This window comes from Pseudomonas sp. FSL R10-1350 (assembly GCF_009600525.1).
Lineage (GTDB): Bacteria > Pseudomonadota > Gammaproteobacteria > Pseudomonadales > Pseudomonadaceae > Aquipseudomonas > Aquipseudomonas helleri.
In genome coordinates this window covers 23,255-40,902 of the sequence record NZ_WIVR01000031.1, presented here as the reverse complement: position 1 = coordinate 40,902, position 17,648 = coordinate 23,255, and the positions used below count along the sequence as shown (strand labels likewise).

16 protein-coding genes are annotated in these 17,648 nt (G+C 58.8%); 10 read left to right on the top strand and 6 right to left on the bottom strand.

All coding sequences use genetic code 11. The annotated features are described in order from the left end of the window. Positions 1-16 precede the first annotated feature (16 nt). The 6 genes from ureG to kch (GHO25_RS15010) all read left to right on the top strand — a co-directional run bounded on the left by ureG (position 17) and on the right by kch (GHO25_RS15010) (position 6,336). On the top strand, positions 17-673 hold the full coding sequence (gene ureG, locus GHO25_RS15035) for an urease accessory protein UreG (protein WP_178110099.1): 657 nt from the start codon (positions 17-19) through the stop codon (positions 671-673). Next, positions 670-1,632 (top strand): urease accessory protein UreD, encoded by a 963-nt coding sequence (locus GHO25_RS15030; RefSeq protein ID WP_048369206.1) that lies wholly within the window; start codon positions 670-672, stop codon positions 1,630-1,632. Before ureG ends, GHO25_RS15030 begins: the two co-directional genes overlap by 4 nt. 60 nt (positions 1,633-1,692) lie before the next feature. Continuing rightward, positions 1,693-2,676: an urea transporter gene (gene yut, locus GHO25_RS15025; protein ID WP_088500380.1), complete on the top strand. Its 984-nt coding sequence runs from the start codon at positions 1,693-1,695 to the stop codon at positions 2,674-2,676. Positions 2,677-2,699: 23 nt separating this feature from the next. Continuing rightward, a complete protein-coding gene (locus tag GHO25_RS15020) occupies positions 2,700-3,758 on the top strand; it encodes a HoxN/HupN/NixA family nickel/cobalt transporter (RefSeq protein WP_153391124.1) in 1,059 nt (352 codons plus the stop codon). 93 nt (positions 3,759-3,851) lie between these two features. Then, a complete protein-coding gene (gene kch / locus GHO25_RS15015; RefSeq protein ID WP_048369209.1) occupies positions 3,852-5,024 on the top strand; it encodes a voltage-gated potassium channel protein in 1,173 nt (390 codons plus the stop codon). 136 nt (positions 5,025-5,160) lie between these two features. Beyond that, the gene (kch, locus tag GHO25_RS15010; protein ID WP_048369210.1) at positions 5,161-6,336 is read left to right on the top strand and encodes a voltage-gated potassium channel protein; all 1,176 of its coding nucleotides are present in this window, start codon (positions 5,161-5,163) and stop codon (positions 6,334-6,336) included. Positions 6,337-6,402: 66 nt separating this feature from the next. Here kch (GHO25_RS15010) and GHO25_RS15005 read toward each other — a convergent pair whose 3' ends face one another. The 3 genes from GHO25_RS15005 to GHO25_RS14995 all read right to left on the bottom strand — a co-directional run bounded on the left by GHO25_RS15005 (position 6,403) and on the right by GHO25_RS14995 (position 8,609). Then, positions 6,403-7,032: a hypothetical protein gene (locus GHO25_RS15005; RefSeq protein ID WP_048369211.1), complete on the bottom strand. Its 630-nt coding sequence runs from the start codon at positions 7,030-7,032 to the stop codon at positions 6,403-6,405. Positions 7,033-7,128: 96 nt separating this feature from the next. Next, entirely contained in the window at positions 7,129-7,509 is a 381-nt protein-coding gene (locus GHO25_RS15000) for a RidA family protein (protein WP_048369212.1), read from the bottom strand. Between the two features lie 32 nt (positions 7,510-7,541). Next, on the bottom strand, positions 7,542-8,609 hold the full coding sequence (locus GHO25_RS14995; protein WP_153391123.1) for a Fic family protein: 1,068 nt from the start codon (positions 8,607-8,609) through the stop codon (positions 7,542-7,544). 400 nt (positions 8,610-9,009) lie between these two features. Between GHO25_RS14995 and GHO25_RS14990 the strand changes: the two genes are divergently transcribed. Further along, complete coding sequence (locus GHO25_RS14990; protein WP_153326486.1) at positions 9,010-9,930, top strand: DHH family phosphoesterase; 921 nt, start codon at positions 9,010-9,012, stop codon at positions 9,928-9,930. Positions 9,931-10,212: 282 nt separating this feature from the next. Here GHO25_RS14990 and GHO25_RS14985 read toward each other — a convergent pair whose 3' ends face one another. Beyond that, a complete protein-coding gene (locus GHO25_RS14985; RefSeq protein ID WP_153391122.1) occupies positions 10,213-10,659 on the bottom strand; it encodes a transposase in 447 nt (148 codons plus the stop codon). A 234-nt stretch (positions 10,660-10,893) separates the two neighbouring features. On the opposite strand from GHO25_RS14985, the gene GHO25_RS14980 reads away from it, so the two are divergent. Further along, a complete protein-coding gene (locus tag GHO25_RS14980) occupies positions 10,894-11,682 on the top strand; it encodes an IclR family transcriptional regulator (RefSeq protein ID WP_153326491.1) in 789 nt (262 codons plus the stop codon). A gap of 12 nt (positions 11,683-11,694) precedes the next feature. Here GHO25_RS14980 and GHO25_RS14975 read toward each other — a convergent pair whose 3' ends face one another. Together GHO25_RS14975 and GHO25_RS14970 are read right to left on the bottom strand one after the other, a co-directional pair. Next, entirely contained in the window at positions 11,695-13,173 is a 1,479-nt protein-coding gene (locus tag GHO25_RS14975; protein WP_153391121.1) for a class I adenylate-forming enzyme family protein, read from the bottom strand. Between the two features lie 2 nt (positions 13,174-13,175). Beyond that, positions 13,176-14,201 (bottom strand): alcohol dehydrogenase catalytic domain-containing protein, encoded by a 1,026-nt coding sequence (locus GHO25_RS14970; protein WP_153391120.1) that lies wholly within the window; start codon positions 14,199-14,201, stop codon positions 13,176-13,178. Between the two features lie 146 nt (positions 14,202-14,347). Between GHO25_RS14970 and GHO25_RS14965 the strand changes: the two genes are divergently transcribed. Both GHO25_RS14965 and GHO25_RS14960 read left to right on the top strand, forming a co-directional pair. Continuing rightward, entirely contained in the window at positions 14,348-15,049 is a 702-nt protein-coding gene (locus GHO25_RS14965; RefSeq protein ID WP_153391119.1) for an enoyl-CoA hydratase/isomerase family protein, read from the top strand. Between the two features lie 92 nt (positions 15,050-15,141). Continuing rightward, complete coding sequence (locus tag GHO25_RS14960) at positions 15,142-17,646, top strand: TonB-dependent siderophore receptor (RefSeq protein WP_153391118.1); 2,505 nt, start codon at positions 15,142-15,144, stop codon at positions 17,644-17,646. Positions 17,647-17,648: the final 2 nt, after the last annotated feature.

Below are 17,648 nucleotides of genomic sequence, written 5' to 3'. Positions count from 1 at the left end.
TTCCAAGGAAGAGCCTGTGAAAAAGATTACCCGTATTGGTATTGGCGGCCCGGTCGGCTCCGGTAAAACTGCTGTCATTGAAGTGATCACCCCGATCCTGATCCAGCGTGGGTACAAACCGCTGATCATCACCAACGACATCGTTACCACCGAAGATGCCAAACAGGTCAAGCGCACGCTCAAGGGCATCCTCGACGAAGACAAGATCCTCGGCGTTGAAACCGGCGCCTGCCCGCACACGGCGGTGCGTGAAGACCCGAGCATGAACATCGCCGCGGTCGAAGAGATGGAAGAGAAGTTCCCGGACAGCGACCTGATCATGATCGAGAGCGGCGGCGACAATCTGACCCTGACCTTCAGCCCCGCCCTGGCCGACTTTTATATCTACGTGATCGACGTCGCCGAAGGCGAGAAAATCCCCCGCAAAAATGGCCCCGGCCTGGTCCAGGCGGACATTCTGATCATCAACAAGATCGACCTGGCGCCTTACGTGGGCGCGAGCCTGGAGGTCATGGAAAGCGACACCCAAGTGGTGCGCAGTGGCCGCCCTTACATCCTCACCAACTGCAAAACCGGGCATGGCATTGAAGCGCTGGTGGACATGATCGAACACATGTTCCTGTTCGCCCACAAACCCTCTGCCCCGGCGACCAAGGCTGGGGTTACGGCATGACCGCGCAGAGCCAGATCGTGAACAACCCTTCACGGCTTCGTGCTCATTCACTCGGCAACGACGCCCCGGAACTCGCGCAGTACCAGGACGAACCCGCGCAGATGCACAGCGGCGCCGTCGGCAAAAGCGGCTACCTGCGCCTGGGTTTTGAACAACGCGGCAAGCGCAGCGTACTGGCAGACATGGAGCGGCGCGTGCCGTCATTGGTGCAACGGGCCTTGTACTGGGACGAAGCACTGCCGCAACTGCCCTGTGTGACCATGATCTCGACCTCGGGTTGCGTGCTCCAGGGCGACCGTCTGGCCACGGATGTGAACGTGGGCGTGGGCGCCTGCGGGCATGTCACCACCCAGTCGGCGACCAAAGTGCACTCCATGAACGCCAACTACGCCACGCAGGTTCAGCACCTGCGAATCGAAGAAAACGGCTACCTGGAGTTTATGCCCGACCCGCTGATCCCTCATCGCGATGCGCGGTTTATCACTGACACGCGCATCAGTATCCACCCGACGGCAACGGCCCTTTACTGCGAGACCCTGATGTCGGGGCGCAAGTATCACCATGTCGATGAGCGTTTCGGCTTTGATGTGTATTCCTCCCGGGTGTCCGCCGAAACCCTCGAGGGCAAGGAGCTGTTTGTCGAGAAATACGTGCTGGAGCCGAAAAAGCAAAGCCTGGACGCCGTCGGCGTCATGCAAACCTTTGACGTGTTCGCCAACGTGGTGTTGCTCACGCCCCAGGAACATCACGACCGCATTGTCGAGCGCATCCCGGCCGTATTTGACAGGCAGGCGGGACTGGCCAGCGGTGTCACACGTTTGCCCAATCAGTGCGGCTTAATCTTCAAAGTACTGGGCAATGACAGCGGCACCGTGAAAGCGCAAATCCGCGCGTTCTGGGCCGTCGCCCGTGAAGAGATCTTGGGCGTGACCTTGCCACCGCCCTTTTTGTGGAAATAAACGCCGCTGACGGGAGCAGGTGAACACGGCTCCCAGCGGGGTTCGATGGAGACAGTCACTATGCACGCGGCGTTATCCAAGTGGTCGCAACTGGCAAACAGCAACGCACTGCTGGGGTTTATTGACGTCACCCTGCGCGGCTGCGCGCAGGTGATGTTCCAGAACAACCCGCTGACCGGCTTGCTGTTTTTTGCCGCGATATTTGTCGGAGCCTTTGCCGAAGGCAATCCGGCGGTCGCATTTGGCAGCGTGCTGGGCACCGTCGCAGCCACGTTTACCGGCATGCACCTCAAGGACCAGACGTCATGGAAAGCCGGTCTGTTCGGCTACAACGGCTGCCTGGTGGGTGTTGGCTTGCCGACGTTTCTGGAGGTCACGCCCATCGTCTGGCTGTGCATCATCCTCGGCGGCGTGGTCTCGGTGATCGTCACCATCTGCATTGCCGACATTCTGAAAACCTGGAAAGTCGCGGCCCTGACGGCGCCCTTCGTTCTGGTGACCTGGACCATGCTGTTGGCCAGCTATGCCTTTGGCGGCCTGAACAGCCACGCACTGCCCCTGCCCAACCTGCCCCACGATCTGGTCGCGCATACACCAGACCTGCTCGACGGCATCGACGTGTTCCATGCCACGTTCTACGGCATCTCCGAAGTGTTTTTGATGAGCACCGTGGTCGGCAGTTTATTATTTTTGGCCGGTCTGGCAGTGTCTTCGTTGTGGGCAGCGCTGTTTGGGCTGGTGGGTTCATTACTGGCGGTGCTGGTGGCAAGCCTGTTGCAGGGCGAGCAGTCGGCCATCAACAACGGCTTGTATGCGTTCAGTGCCGTACTGACCGCCATCGCGCTGGGCTCAACCTTCAACAAGCCGCGCTTGCGGGTACTGATCTACACGCTGATCGGTGTAATTTTCACTGTATTTGTGCAGGGTGCTTTGAATACTGTGTTGGCCCCTGTGGGCATCCCGACCCTGACCATGCCTTTTGTGCTCGCGTCGTGGTTATTTCTGGTGCCGAACAAGGACGTTATGCCCTCTCATCGTCAATAAGTGCAGTGTTTTGAGGAACAACAATGACCCCTGTCGCTCACCCTTCCAGCCTTTCTGACACCAGCGCTACCACTAGGCGGGCCATTTATTTACTGGTAGGCCTGGTGGTCGCCAACCTGCTCGCGTGGGCCTGGGCGTTTATCGAGTTCGGCAGCAACCCGGTACTGATGGGCACCGCGTTGCTGGCCTACGGCTTCGGGTTGCGCCATGCGGTGGATGCTGACCACATCGCGGCCATTGATAACGTCACGCGCAAATTGATGCAGCAAGGCAAGCGACCGATTGCCGTCGGTACGTGGTTCTCCCTCGGACACTCAACCATTGTGGTCCTCGCCTCTTTTGCCATCGCCGCCACCGCCATGGCCTTCAAGAACGACATGGAGTGGTTCCATGAAACCGGCGGTTTGATCGGCACCCTGGTGTCCTCGGTGTTCCTGCTGCTGTTCGGCGTGCTTAACCTGGTGATCCTGCTGTCGGTGTACAAAAAGTTCAAACAGGTCAAGGCGGGCCACACCTTGCCCGCCGAAGAACTGGACCTATTGGTGGCCAACAAGGGCGGGCTGATGGCGCGCATCTTTGGCCGCCTGTTTAACCTGGTCAATAAAAGCTGGCACATGTACCCGGTGGGGTTTCTGTTCGGCCTTGGCTTTGACACCGCCACCGAAGTCGGGCTGCTGGGTATCAGCGCCACCAGCGCCTCACAAGGCATCAACCTGTGGTCAATCATGGTGTTCCCGGTGCTGTTTGCCGCCGGTATGGCGCTGATCGACTCGCTCGATAACTTCGTGATGATCGGCGCCTATGGCTGGGCCTTCTCCAAGCCCGTGCGCAAGCTCTACTACAACATCACCATCACCGCCGCGTCGGTGTTTGTCGCGTTGTTTATCGGCGGCGTCGAAGCGCTGGGCCTGATCGCTGACAAGCTGGACCTGAGCGGCGGAATATGGGCGCCGATTGCGGCGCTTAACGACAACTTTGGAGAAATTGGCTACTGGATCATCGCCCTGTTCGTGCTCTGCTGGCTGATCTCGGGGCTCAACTACTACTTGCGAGGCTATGACCGACTGGGTGCCAGCGTCTAAGGGCACTTGTTAAACTGCGCGAAGCCAGAAAGGTCAGGTGTATTAACCTGACCTACACTCTTGAAACCGCTAAATAGACACGTCGTAGGAATTATGACTTTATTACAGGAAGTTAAATCGCGACTCTCGTTTGCGTATGGGGTAGCCCTGGTGGCTGCCATCAATGGGATGGCCCTGATTCTGCCGGTGCTGCAACGCGGCATCGCCCACTCCGATGCGGCGGGCGGTGTCTTTAACTCGTGGAAGGACGCCTTAAGCTTTTTAGCCTTGCTGGAAATCCCCGGATTTGTCGTCGGGTTTTTGCTGGTGCTGATGTCGATCGGTCTGTTGCTCAAGTCACGCATCAGTTGGTTTTTTTCGCTGCTGTTATTGATCGCCACGGTCTGCGTCGATTTTTTCATCGTGAAAAATCCCAACGGCGTGGCCTACTACTCGTTGTTCACCATCGCCCTGCTGATTTTTTACTGGCGCCGCTTTGATCACCACAGCCTGGCCACCGGCAGCTTCTTTGCGATCGTCAGTATCGCCTCGCTGATTGTCTACAGCACACTGGGCACGCTGTACCTGGGCGATCAGTTCACCCCCGAGGTCAACGACCTGCCTTCGGCGTTCTATTTCTCCATTGTGGTGATGTCGACCGTCGGCTTTGGCGACATCGTGCCGCACAGCACCGATGCCCGGCTCTTCACCGTCACGGTGATTATTCTGGGGATCACCATCTTCGCGGTGTCGGTGGCGTCGATTGCCGGACCTCTGATCAGCAACAACATTCAACGCATTGTCAAAGGCAGGATTACCCACATGGCCCGTAAAAATCATTACATCCTGGTCGGCACTGGCTCACTGGCGCAAAACGTCTATACCGGCCTGATTGATCGTGGCGAGCACGTCACCGTCATCAATGTTCCTGGCACCCAGCACGAACTGCCGGAAACCGCCGACATTATCGAGGGTGATCCGTCTTCAACCGCGACCCTCAAACTGGCCGGTGCCGACGAGGCCAAATACATCGTCACCTTGCGTGAAAACGATGCAGAGAATGTGTTCACCATTCTCGCTGCCAAGGAAGTGGCCGGCGACACCACCAAAATCATCGCGCTGGTCAACGAAACCGACAACATCCCCAAGGTCAAACGCGTGGCTCCGAACATGGTGTTGTCCCTGCCGTTGCTGGGCAGTGAACTGCTGGTGCGCACCCTGCAGGGCGACCAGATCGATAACAACCTGATCACCGAAATCTTCTTCGGCAAGCGCACGTCGCTGTAACCAAACGCCCTTTCGTTTTGCCCCGCAATGGTCTGGAACAAGGCCATTGCGGAGCCCCTCGCCCTGCCAGCGTAAAACATAAAACCTGTCCTACACTCCCCCGAACCTCATAACGGACATGTGGTAGGTGGGAACCATGGCTTTATTACAGGAAGTTAAATCGCGACTCAGTTTTGCCTATGGCGTCGCGCTGCTGGTGGCAATCAATGGCTGTGCAATGGTCCTGCCCGTGTGGCTACGCTGGCTCGCGCAGGCCGAAGCTGCGGGCAACTCGTTTCACTCATGGAAAGAAGCCCTGGGCTTTTTCGCCTTGCTGGAAATCCCCGTGGTCATCACAGGCTTTGTGCTTGTACTGATGTCATTCGGGCTGCTGATCAAGTCACGGATCAGTTGGTTCTTTGCTCTGCTGTTACTGCTGGCGGCGGTCTGCATCGACTTTTTCATCGAGAAAAAGCCCAGCTACGTCACTTACCTTTCGTTAGTCAGCATCGCCGTGCTTTTTTATGACTGGCGACGTTTTGACCACTACAGCCTGGCCACCGGCAGCTTTTTTGCAATCGTCAGCCTGGCCTCGCTGACCGTCTACAGCACGCTGGGCACGTTGTACCTGGGGGAGCAGTTCGCACCGCCGGTCACCGACCTGACCACGGCGTTCTATTTCGCGCTCGAGGTCATGACCACCGTTGCCTTTGGCGACATCCTCCCGCACTCCACCGTGTCCCGGTACTTTTGCCTGACGGTGATTGTGCTGGGCATCACTCTGTTTGCCATTTCCCTGGCGTCCATTGTCGGGCCGCTGATCAGCAACAATATCCAGCGCATCATTAAAGGCCGGATGACCCACATGGCGCGCAAAAAACACTACATCCTGGTGGGCGCCAGTTCATTGGCCCACAACGTCTACAAAGGCCTGACAGCACGTGGCGAGCATGTCACGGTGATCTGCGCTCCGGGCAGCCAGCACGATCTGCCAGACAAGGCCGACATCATCGAGGGGGACCCGTCGGCCACCGCGACCCTCAAATTGGCGGACGCCGGTGCAGCCAAGTACATCGTCACCCTGTCGGACAGCGATGCACAAAACGTATTCACCATTTTGGCGGCCAAGGAAGTGGCCGGGGAAAACACCAAGATCATTGCGCTGGTCAACGACACTCAGAACATCTCCAAGGTCAAACGCGTGAACCCGACCCTGCTGTTGTCACTGCCGCTGCTGGGCAGTGAATTGCTGATACGCACCCTGCAAGGCGACACCATCAACAACGATCTGATCACTGAAATGTTTTTCGGCAAGCGCACGTCACTGGCGTAAAACGTGTGTTCGCTGAAGAGTAAAGCGAGGCTATGACACCCGTCACAGCCTCGCCCTGCAAGCGGATTAAAGCTTCTTCAGGGTTTCCTGAGTAATGGCCTCAAGACCCTCTTCGGTGATGTTCTTCCAGACCGAGTCGGTCACCACCTTAGCGTTTTCGGTGACCAGGGTTTTCACGCTGTACTCAGGCGCGCCTGCGGGTTTGATCTGCAACAGCGACTGATTGCGTACGCCCTTGTCCAGCACCCCGTCGACACCTGACCATGACCAGAACTCAATAATGCGCACCTGCACCTTGTGCACATTACTGCCCGTTGGCGTGCTCACGACCTCATAACCGGCCTGACGGTAAGCACTGGCCACCGCATCACTCACCAACCCGGCCACCGTGCGGCCTTTGGGCAGCAGCACATCGCCAATGGCCCAATTGAAGTTGTTGCGTTTGCGCGCAATCGCCCGTTCGGTAATCGACTTGTCGTCAATATCGTCGTACTTCAGGGAAGGGATATCGAAACTGTCTGGTTTGATCTGAAAAACTCGCTCATCAACGGCACTGACAAACACCTTCTTGCCATTGCTCGGGGCAGACGTTTGCGTATTGCCCGGCGGCAAGACATCCACATCCACTTCTGCCCGATTGGTGGCGCAACCGGCCAGCAATACCAACGCTACAACGCCCAAAAATCTGCGAACCATCTTCATTGCTCCCTTTCTTAGTGTGCCTTCATTGGCACGGCCAAAAACTGGCCAAAAGGGAGTGTAGAAGACCGAACGCAGTTGGGCGTTATTGACTCAGGCCTTGGCCGCCATGGCGGTCACTTCTACACGCATGCCTTCTACCGCCAGAGCTGCCACGCCAACAGCGGCACGCACCGGCCACGGCTTGGCGAAAAAGCGCTTGTAGACTTCGTTGAACGCCGCGCGGTCGGCCATGTCCGTCAGGTAAATCGTCAGGTGCAACACCCGGTCCATCGAACTGCCGGCCTTTTCCAGGGCAACCTTGAGCGCCTGCAACGTGCACTCGCTCTGCTCAGTAATCCCCCCCAGCTCCAGACTGCCGTCAGCACGGGTCGGGATCTGTGTGGAGACCAGAATCCCGGCAAAACCGGCAACATCCGAAGATATGGAATCGGCGTCTGGATCAGGGGTGAAGGTAATGTCTTGGTGGGCCATATGAGTCTCTGGTTCAGGGTGAATAAAAATCTTCAGGTCTTGCTCATGCCCAGGCAATTCAGGCCTTGGGCAGTCAGTCGGTATTTCTGTACCGGGCTGCGCGGCGAAAGCGGATCCGTCATTTCAACGAGCCCGGCGGTCAACGCAGGTGACAAGTAGTTGCTGCGAAAGGTTGCCCGATGAGTCAGCCGCAACAGAGGCATCAGCTCAGCCGTTTTCAACCCCGTGCTGCCTTTTAATGCTTCAAGCAAGCGGATTACATGACTGCTTACTTGATCGGTTACTTGATCGGTTACTTGGTCGGTTACTTGGTCGGTTACTTGGTCGGTTACTTGGTCGGTCTGTTCTGCATTCAACAAGGCCTGCTGCAAGGCTTGCAGCATAAACTCCACAAAGGGCGTGGCCTGCGCTTGTTGATCGGCAGCCAGTAGCGCGGCGTAATAAGCCTCTTGCTGTTCGCAAATCACGCTTTCCACCGGTAGCCAGGCCAACACCGGGCGCCATTGACTGAGGATCAGTGTTTGCCATAAACGGCCCATACGACCGTTGCCATCAGCGAACGGATGAATAAATTCAAACTCGTAATGAAAGACGCAACTGGCAATCAAGGGGTGAAGCTCCGTCACCTCAAGCCAGGCCAGCAGATCATCAATGAGTGTTGCCACCCGACTCGGCGGCGGCGCCATGTGTACCAGCTTGTCACCGCGGTAAATTCCAACGCCACCTCGACGAAATTGGCCTGCGTCGTCAATCAACCCCAGCATCAACAACCGATGAGCCGCCAGCACATCAGCACGCGATGACGGACGCCAATCAGGCATGGCTTCATAGGCCGCAAACGCATTGCGGACCTCCTGAATTTCACGGGGCAAACCCAACACGCGTTTACCTTCCAGTACGGCCGTGACTTGCTCGACACTCAGGGTGTTGTTTTCAATCGCCAACGAAGCCTGGATGGTGCGGATCCGGTTACCCCGTCGCAACTGCGGTGTCAGGGTCGCAGCGTGCAACGCCGACAACCGGCCAATCTGCTCGCTGATCTCGGCCACCAGCCCGAGCATCGGCAGAGTCAGCGACAGGGGTGGCTGGTAGCGGCTCATTGTTGATCCATCATGGGAGTATTCCGGTGGGCAATGCGTGGCCTCATTAAAAACTAAAAGCCCGCCTCACGCCTGGCTAACTTAACCAACCGCCGCGCTGGCTTCTTCTGCGGCGAGGGTGAGTTTAACACTGGGACGCGCTGCAGGCGGCAGTCGACGGGCCGGGCAGAATGCGGCCAGAGCAAGATCTGCACACGCAATAAAACCGTAGGAGCGAGCTTGCCTCGCGATCTTTTGATCTTAATCGCAGCCTTACGGCTGCTGCGCTGCCGATCGCAGCCTTCGTTCCTCGTCAGCGACTACAGGCTGTGGGAGATCACAAAAGCTGAAACACCGCTGACATCTCTTTGAGCTAAGTTGGCGGGCCTCTATCTTGCCGCTCCCGGACTTGCCCTCGCCCATGATTGTTGTTACCAGCGGCTCTGCCTACCTCGATATCGATGCTTACGCGGGATGTATTGCTTTCGCCCAGTTGCTTAACCTGCAAGGCCTTGAAGCCAAGGCGATCAGCAGTGCCCCACTCAATCAGAGCATCAGCCAGACCCTTCGCGAGTGGCCCGTTGCCCTAGATGCGCACCCTGTCACTGAGCACGATCACTTCGTGATGATCGACATCAGTGACCCCAGCCATTTCGACACCTGTGTCGATGCACAGCGTGTGGTTGAAGTGATCGACCATCACCCTGGCTTTGAGTCGTATTGGCAAGAGCGGCTGGGCCCCCGGGCCGCCATCGAAGCTGTCGGCGCCGCCTGCACACAGGTGTATGAACGCTGGGGCGAAGCCGGTCTGTTCCACGCAATGAATTCAAGCACCGCCGCCTTGCTGGCCACTGCGATTCTCGATAACACCCTGAACCTCAAGGGTCAGATCACCACTGCCCGCGATCAGCAGGCCTACGCAGCCCTGGCCGCCAAGGCAGGATTGGCTCAGGACTGGCCAGCCCGTTACTTCAGTGAATGCCAGACCGCGATCGAGCATGACCTGCCTGCGGCGATCAACAAAGATCTCAAGCGCATGGATGCTCAATTGCCGCTGCCACGGGTGATCGGGCAGCTCACAGTATGGAATGCGCAGCACCTGTTGCAGACACAGCGGGCAACGCTGGTATCGCCCCTGCAAGCCCATGACCCGGACTGGCTGCTCAACCTGATCAGCATCGAAGAACACTGCAGCTACCTGTTGGTCGGCAGCCCGGCCAGCGCCGCGCACCTCGCTGAGTTGCTCGACGTTACCTTTGTCGAGCAACTGGCCAAGGTGCCCGGCGCACTGCTGCGCAAGCAAATCCTGCGCGCGGCGTTGAATTCGCAGACAAGCCATTGAGCAAGTGATCGACGATCAGCAGAAAATGATTTACTCCTTAAAACAATAACTACGCGTTTCGACAGCTGAATAAGGGTATAGGGAAAGACCTCGGCCTGGAGCTGCCGAAGGCTGCGATCTTTTGATGTGGCGTCAAACCCCACTGTTCCCCCCAAAAGCGTGATCACCGTACTTCGGTGTTTAATCACAAAGGTCAGAATCGGGATATTTCAATTGCCAAGATCAAAAGATCGCAGCCTTCGGCAGCTCCTACGCGAATGGGGGCGATCTTTTGACCTGACGTTAAATCCAGATGGCATCCCACAATGGGTAATCACCCACCTTTTGCACCAGACCGGCACGAATCGGGTTCATAACGATGTATCGAGCAATCATTTTCAAATCTTCTTCGCGGCGCACAGCGCGATCATGGTAACCCCGCTGCCAGATCGCTCCGTCACCATTAATGGCCTTGCTGCAGCGTGATTTTACCCGGCACATCAGCTCTGCAAGGCTGCCCTGTTGCAGCTGTATCAACCAGTGAAAATGATCCGGCATGACCACCCAGGCAAGGGAAGCAACAAGCCCCGCATTCTCGGCTTCACGAAATTGATTAACCAACAGACGCCCAATGCGCCAATCCTTGAACACAACCCTGCGCTGTTTGACCACCGAGGTCAGCACGTAAATCTGACCAGGCTGCGAAAAACGTCCTTTGCGTAATCGGCAGTTGCTTGCTTGTGTCGGCATTCCTTTGCCTTTGAATTCCAAGAGTGCTTTGAAGCTTAGTACTGTGACTGTCTTCAGAATGGCTTGATGCGTTGCTGCATATATCCAAGATCGCAGCCTTCGGCGGCTCCTACTCATTACCTGTTAGTCCCTACCCTCTATTTTTCATCACCCACGCATTCCCCCCTTTCTCTCCCACCGCGTTCACCGCTACCCTTACCCGCTCGCAATGGCTCGGACACGCACAGGATTTTAATGGACACTTCTTCACTCCCACTCGCAGCACAGGCCAGCCAGGATAAAGCCGGCAACTGCGGACGCGTTCAGGTGATTGACCGTTCGATTGTCTTGCTCAGGACGCTGGCCCGGCTCAAGCAGGGCGCGTCGGCGCTGGAGCTGGCCAAGCTGACGGGGATTGATCGCACCACGATCCATCGTCTGCTCAAGACGCTCAATCACTGGAATCTGATCGAGTCGCACGCCGGTACGTACCGGATCGGCGCCGAGTCATTGATTTATTCGTCGGCTTATCTCAATCGCCTTAACCTGCGTAAGATCGCCCTGCCGTTCACCATTGAGTTGCAGCGTGTGATCGGTGACTTGCAGGCCATTGTCTCGCTGTCGATTCCGGTGGGTGATGAGGTGGTGTTGATTGAGCGGATGTGGACGCCGTCGACGCCGCTGAATGTGATTGTCGATCTGGCGGATCAATTCCCTATCGACGGCAGCCCCAGCGGACGGGCGATTCTGGCCACTTACAGCGCCGAGCAGGCGCACGGTTTGCTCGGTGAAGAGCGTTGGCAACGGATCGATCCAGCCTTGCAAAAAATCCGCAGCGAGCAGGACTTTGCCTTCGGCCACGAAGAGTTCAAACCGGGCTTGCACTCGATTGCCTACCCGATTCGCCCCGCCAACGGCCATGCCGTCGGGGCGCTGGTCATCGCCGGGCTGGCCATGGAAGAACAAACCCACCCCGGCTCTGAGCTTGCCAGCCATCTGCGCCGTACCTGTCAGGGCATTGCTGCGCAAATGGCGCCCAACTAATTCTGCGCAAGCTCAGCCCAGTTGCTCAAGCAAGCGGTTGAGCTGGATCTTGCCGTAGTGCGAACGCGGCAAGGTCTCCACGAAATACACGTGGCGCGGCACTTTGAAACGCGACAACACTTGCTGGCAATGGCTTTGCAGTTGCTCACTGGAAGGCGCAGCACCGGGTTTAAGCACGACTGCGGCGCATACCCGCTCGCCCCACTCCAGATCAGCCTGGCCAAACACATGGGCATCCGCCACCTGCGGATGGTTCAGCAGGCACTCGATGACTTCACCCGGCTGGATGCTTTTACCGCCACTGCGGATGATTTCCTTGCTGCGGCCCATGACCTGCAAATAACCATCAGCGCGGATCCGGCCCAGGTCGCCGCTGCGCAGCCAGCCCTCTTCCAGCACCTGCGCAGTCAATTCGGGCTGCTGCCAGTAACCCGCCATTAACTGCGGACCCGCCAGCATGATTTCGCCCATGCCCTGGTCATCGGGCCGGTCGATTCGCAACCCCGCAGCAAACACCGGACGTCCGACCAGCCCTTCGGCGCTCTCACCGTCGCGGCGCAACTGGCCCATTTGTGCGGCCGACAAATAGCAGGTCCAGGGGGCTTCGGTCATGCCGTACAACACACTCAAGCGCGGCCCGAACAACTCACAGGCGTCGTCCAGAACCGAGGGCGCGATGGCGGCCGCGCCGATGTCGATGCTCTTCAACACGCTCAGGTCCGGATAAGCCAAGCGCGGCTCACGCAGCACCCGCAACAACTGGGTCGGCACCAACGAACTGAAGGCCGCACGGTGCTGCTGCAACTGGGCAACAAAGGTAGAGGCATCAAATCGCTCAGCCAGCACCAACTGCCCACCACTGAGCACATGGGCCAGCAATGCCACCGCCGCAATCGGCCACAGCGGCCGCACGTTCAGCAGTACATCACCGGGCAACGCCGCGCGGGCCATGACGATGTTCTGCAACACCGCACACAGGCTGGCGTGGGTGTGCATGACCGCCTTCGGCGCGCCGGTGGTGCCGCCGGTGTAGTTCAACGACGCCAGCTCCGTGCGTGCCTGGGCAACCCGCAGCGGTGCTGCTGCCATGCCAGGAACACTCACTGCATCCAGCGGCAGGCAGACCACGCCCTGCTCCACCAGTGCAGCCGCCACGTGAGCATGGCCTTTGCCGAACAGCAGCAAACGCGCGCCGGCATCCTTGATCTGCGCCAGTAATTCGCCCGATGCCAGCGAGGGGTCCAGCGGCACGCGGACCCGGCCGTGGGCCATGCAGCCGTAATCGGCCAGCAGATAATCCAGGCTGGTATCAGCCAACAGGGCAACCCGCTCGCCCGTACCGACGCCCAACTCAACCAGCCCGGCCGCGAAGTCATCAAGGGCCTGATCGAGCTCGGCAAAGGTCAGTTCACGGGCGCTGTGCAGGTCTTTGATCGCCAGCGCCTGCGGCCATTTGCGGGCAGCCTGGGTAAACAGTGTGCTGATGTCCATGCTCACCACCCACTGAGGACGATGCGGCCATTGACCTGCCGATTTTCGAGCAAGGCGTGGGCCTGAGCCACTTCGGTAAACGGCAGCACCCGGTCGATCAAAGGCCGGACCTGACCGGCTGCAATCATTGCCAGCGCAGTGCGCAAATCCTCCAGCGTTGCGCTGCCGGAGCCAAGCAGGCTCAGGCGTCGGCCAATCAACAGCCCCGGCGACACCGGCACCGTGCCCGGCTGCACATTGCCCAGCACCACCACGCGCCCGCCCATCGCCATGCTGCGCAAGGTGTCGTGCAAGGTGTGTCCGACGTTCTCCATGGCCACGTCGACCCCCTGGCGCTCGGTCAGTTGCCAGACGGCGGCGCTGTAGCCTTCGCTGCCCGCCACCACTACGTCATGGGCACCCAAGGCACGCAAAAAGTCCACTTTGTCAGCGCTGCCAGTCACTGCAATCACCCGCGCGCCCAGCGAGCGCGCCAGTTGTAATTGATGCGCACCCAACCCGCCGCTGGCGCCGTTGATCAATACGGTTTCACCCGGTTTGAGCTGCGCTTGCGACACCAGCGCACGCACGCTGGTGGCGATCGGGCAGCACGCCAGGGCGGCATCGGCATAGCCAATGCTGTCCGGCAATTGCACTGCTGAAGCCGCAGGTACGCGCAGGTATTGGGCATATGCGCCTTCGGTGTCGACAGAGGGCAAACCTAAAGCGCGGCACAAGTCCTGACGCCCACGCAGGCAGTCACGGCACTGCCCGCAAAAACGTCGCTGGTACACCACCACGCGGCTGCCGACTTTCAAGTGATGCACCTGGGCACCCACTTCAACCACCTCGCCCGACACTTCATGACCGAGCACCACACCGGTATGCGCCCCCGGCAACTTGCCGGCGCGGTGCATCAAATCGTGATGACACACACCAGCGGCTTCAATGCGCACCAGCACTTCATGGGCGTCTGGCTGTGGCGTCGGCACCGTCTCAAGCTGCAACTGCTCGGGGCCACCGAAATCTTTTAGAACGATTGCTTTCATCTTTTATAACCATATGGAAGTACATAAGAATATGTTCATATAACAAACACATTGTTTGTATTGTGCACATGATTTAAGTTTTGCTCACTTTGACGCAGAGCTCAAGTGGCAATGCGTTTTCCTTAAAACGACACTGAATCGAAGCCATGACTGTCGAGTACGAAATAGTTGAAGACGGCGTTTTACTGGTCACGCTCAATCGCCCGGAGCGCTTGAATGCCTTGAACGGTGCTGCCAAATTGGCCCTCGCGCAGGTCTGGCAGCGTGCGCAAGACGACTGCGCAGTGCGCGCCATCGTGCTGCGCGGTGCCGGTGAACGGGCCTTTTGCGCCGGTTCCGATCTCAAGGAAATTGCCGCCACGGGTGAGACTGTCAGCACACAGGTACTGGCCAATTCGCTGCCCGGCGTGGGCACCCCGTTGACCAAGCCAGTGATCGCCGCGTTGCAGGGCCATACACTGGGCCTGGGCATCAGCCTGGCGATTCACTGCGATTTTCGCATTGCCCGGCACGACACCCGCTTCAGCTTTCCCGAAGTCGGTCATGGCATGCTCTCTGGTTTCAGCACCGTCACCCTGCCCAGCCTGATCGGCGAAGCGGCGGCGCTGGATATCATGCTCAGCGCACGCCCGTTCGATGCCGCACAAGCACTTGAACTGGGGCTGGTCAATGCTGTGGTCGACGACTCCATCGCCGCCGCACTGGACCTCGCCCGGCGTCTGGCAGCCCATGACTCACGCGCCATGCAATGGACCAAACGCTTGCTGTTGGCCAATCGCAACAACCGCCTGCAACAGCATCTGGCCTTGATCGACGAGGCCCGAACCGACGTAATGCAACCTCACTGACAGCCCATAACACTTACTCGCCACCACGACCTGTCAGGAACACCCACCACCAGGAATGGAAAGCGGGCGCCAATCATTTTTGGAGCCTCACCATGTTTCGCCCACGTAAAAATTTCCGCCCCAAGCTGAGCCTGCTGACCGTCGGGATTCTCGGTCTGTACGCCAGCCAGCCTGCGCTCGCCGAAGAATCGAGCACGCCTTCACTGCAAACCGTGGTGGTGACCGGTGCCCGTGACGGCGGCCGCACCGTGGCCAAGAGCCTTGCGCCGATTGACGTAATCAGCGCCGACGATTTGATGCGTTCGGGCAAACAAAACCTGCGCGACGCGTTGGCCGCTGCGGTGCCGTCGTACACCAATGCCGCCGGATTTACCGGCGGCACCGGCTTGTCAGTGAAGTCCGCCACGCTGCGCGGACTGGGCGGCAACCATGTGTTGGTGCTGGTGAACGGCAAACGCCGCCATACCACCTCGCTGATCTTCGTCCAGACGGCGGCCACGGCCAGCGGCCAGTCGCCCACCGACCTGGACCTGATCCCGATTTCGGCGGTCGATCACATCGAAGTGCTGCGTGACGGCGCGGCAGCGCAATACGGCTCGGATGCGATTGCCGGGGTGATCAACATCATCCTCAAAAGCAACAGCTCGGGCGGCAGCGGCAGCGCCCTGTACGGCCAGTTCAAAGATCGCGTGGGCGGCAAAGGCAACTTCGGCGCACGCGGTCAGGCGTCGGTGAACCAGGGCTTTGAACTGCCCAACGATGGCTTTTTCAGCCTGAGTGCCGACCTCGGCATTCAAGACAACTCCAACGTGGCCGGTGCCGTACCAGCGCGCACCCGCATCTATTTCCCGGTCAACGGCCAGCCTGACCCACGGGAAAACGGCGAGAGCCGCTACCGCCAGATCATGGGCCAGCCGCGCTCGCAAACCTATAACCTGGCCTACAACATGGAGTTGCCGCTCAACGCGGACTACACGCTGTACTCGTTCTCCACTGCCAGCCATCGCAACTCCGAGAGCTGGGGCACCTACCGCACCGCCAGCTCACCGCAGAACATCGTCTCGGTGTACCCGGACGGTTTCTCGCCGCGTTTTGTGGTTGAAGAGGATGACTTCCAGACCGTGGTGGGCCTGCGCAACGACAACCTGTTCGGCTGGAAGTGGGACCTGAGCACCAGCTTCGGCCAGGACAACGCCAACATCCGCAATGAAAAGTCGATCAACCCGTCTTTTGGGCCCGACAGCCCGCGCAACATGGACGGCGGCAACCTGATTGCCAACCAGTGGACCAACAACCTCGACCTGTCCCGCGCCTTTGATACCGGCCTGTTCGAGAAACCGTTGAACGTCTCGACCGGCCTTGAGTTCCGTCGCGAAGGCTTCGAGATCCAGTCCGGCGAACTGGCTTCTTATGGCGACGGCGGCTACGTGTTCCCGGTCGGCAGCCCGTTGGCAGGCCAGCGCCCCAACCCCGGTGCACCGGGCCTGACCGGCTTTACCCCGGCGGATGCGCATAACTATTCGCGCACCAACACCGCAGGCTACGTCGACTTCAGCCAGAGCCTGACCGACAAATGGGATGCCAGCGTGGCCGGGCGTTTTGAGCATTACAGCGACTTTGGCGACACCGCCAGCGGCAAGCTCTCGACCCGCTATGCCTTCACCCCGCAATTTGCGATGCGCGGCACGGTGAGCAACGGTTTCCGGGCGCCGTCCTTGCAGCAAGAATACTACTCGTCGTCGCTGACAGCCTGGCGCGCCAACACCCTCACCGGGCAACTTGAACAGAACGTGACGCGCTACGTCACCGTCGATGATGCGGCCGGTCAGGCCTTGGGCGCCAAAGCCCTGAAGCCGGAAAAATCGATGAACTACAGCGTCGGCTTTGTCGCCACGCCAACCTCCAACCTGGACATTACCGTCGACCTGTACCAGATCGACATCAACAACCGCATCCTGCAAACCAGCAACCTGCAAGGCACGGCCGTGTCCAACCTGCTGGCAAACAAAGGCCTGGACCCGAACCAGATCGTCTCGTATTTCGGCAACCTGGCCGACACCCGCACCCGCGGGATCGATCTGGTGGCCGACTACCGCTACGACTTCGGCCAGTACGGCAAGGTCAAGTGGACCCTGCTCAGCAACCAGAGCTTGCAGACCGTGCGCAAAGTCAAGGAACCCGCCGCACTGGCCGGCACCGGCGTGACCGCCGTGGGCCGCGACAAAATCGGCAACCTGACCAGCGCCTACCCGAAAAACGTCACCTCGCTGAACACCGCGTGGCAACTGGGCGACTTCGACGTCAACCTCAAAGAAACCCACTACACCGGCGTCACCGGCCTGAACCAGGTGTCGCCAACCCGCGACGAAAAAATCGACCCGGCGTTTATCACCGACCTGAGCGTGGGCTACTGGCTGAGTGACGCGGTGAAGCTGACCGTGGGCGGCGAAAACATCTTCAACCGTCGCCCGCAACAGCTTAACGACGAAGCCAAGAAGTACTACTTCGCCCCCACCGACAACCCGACTTATAGCTGGTACTCACCCTATGGTCTGGACGGCGCGTACTACTTCGCCAAAGTCGACGTGAGCTGGTAATT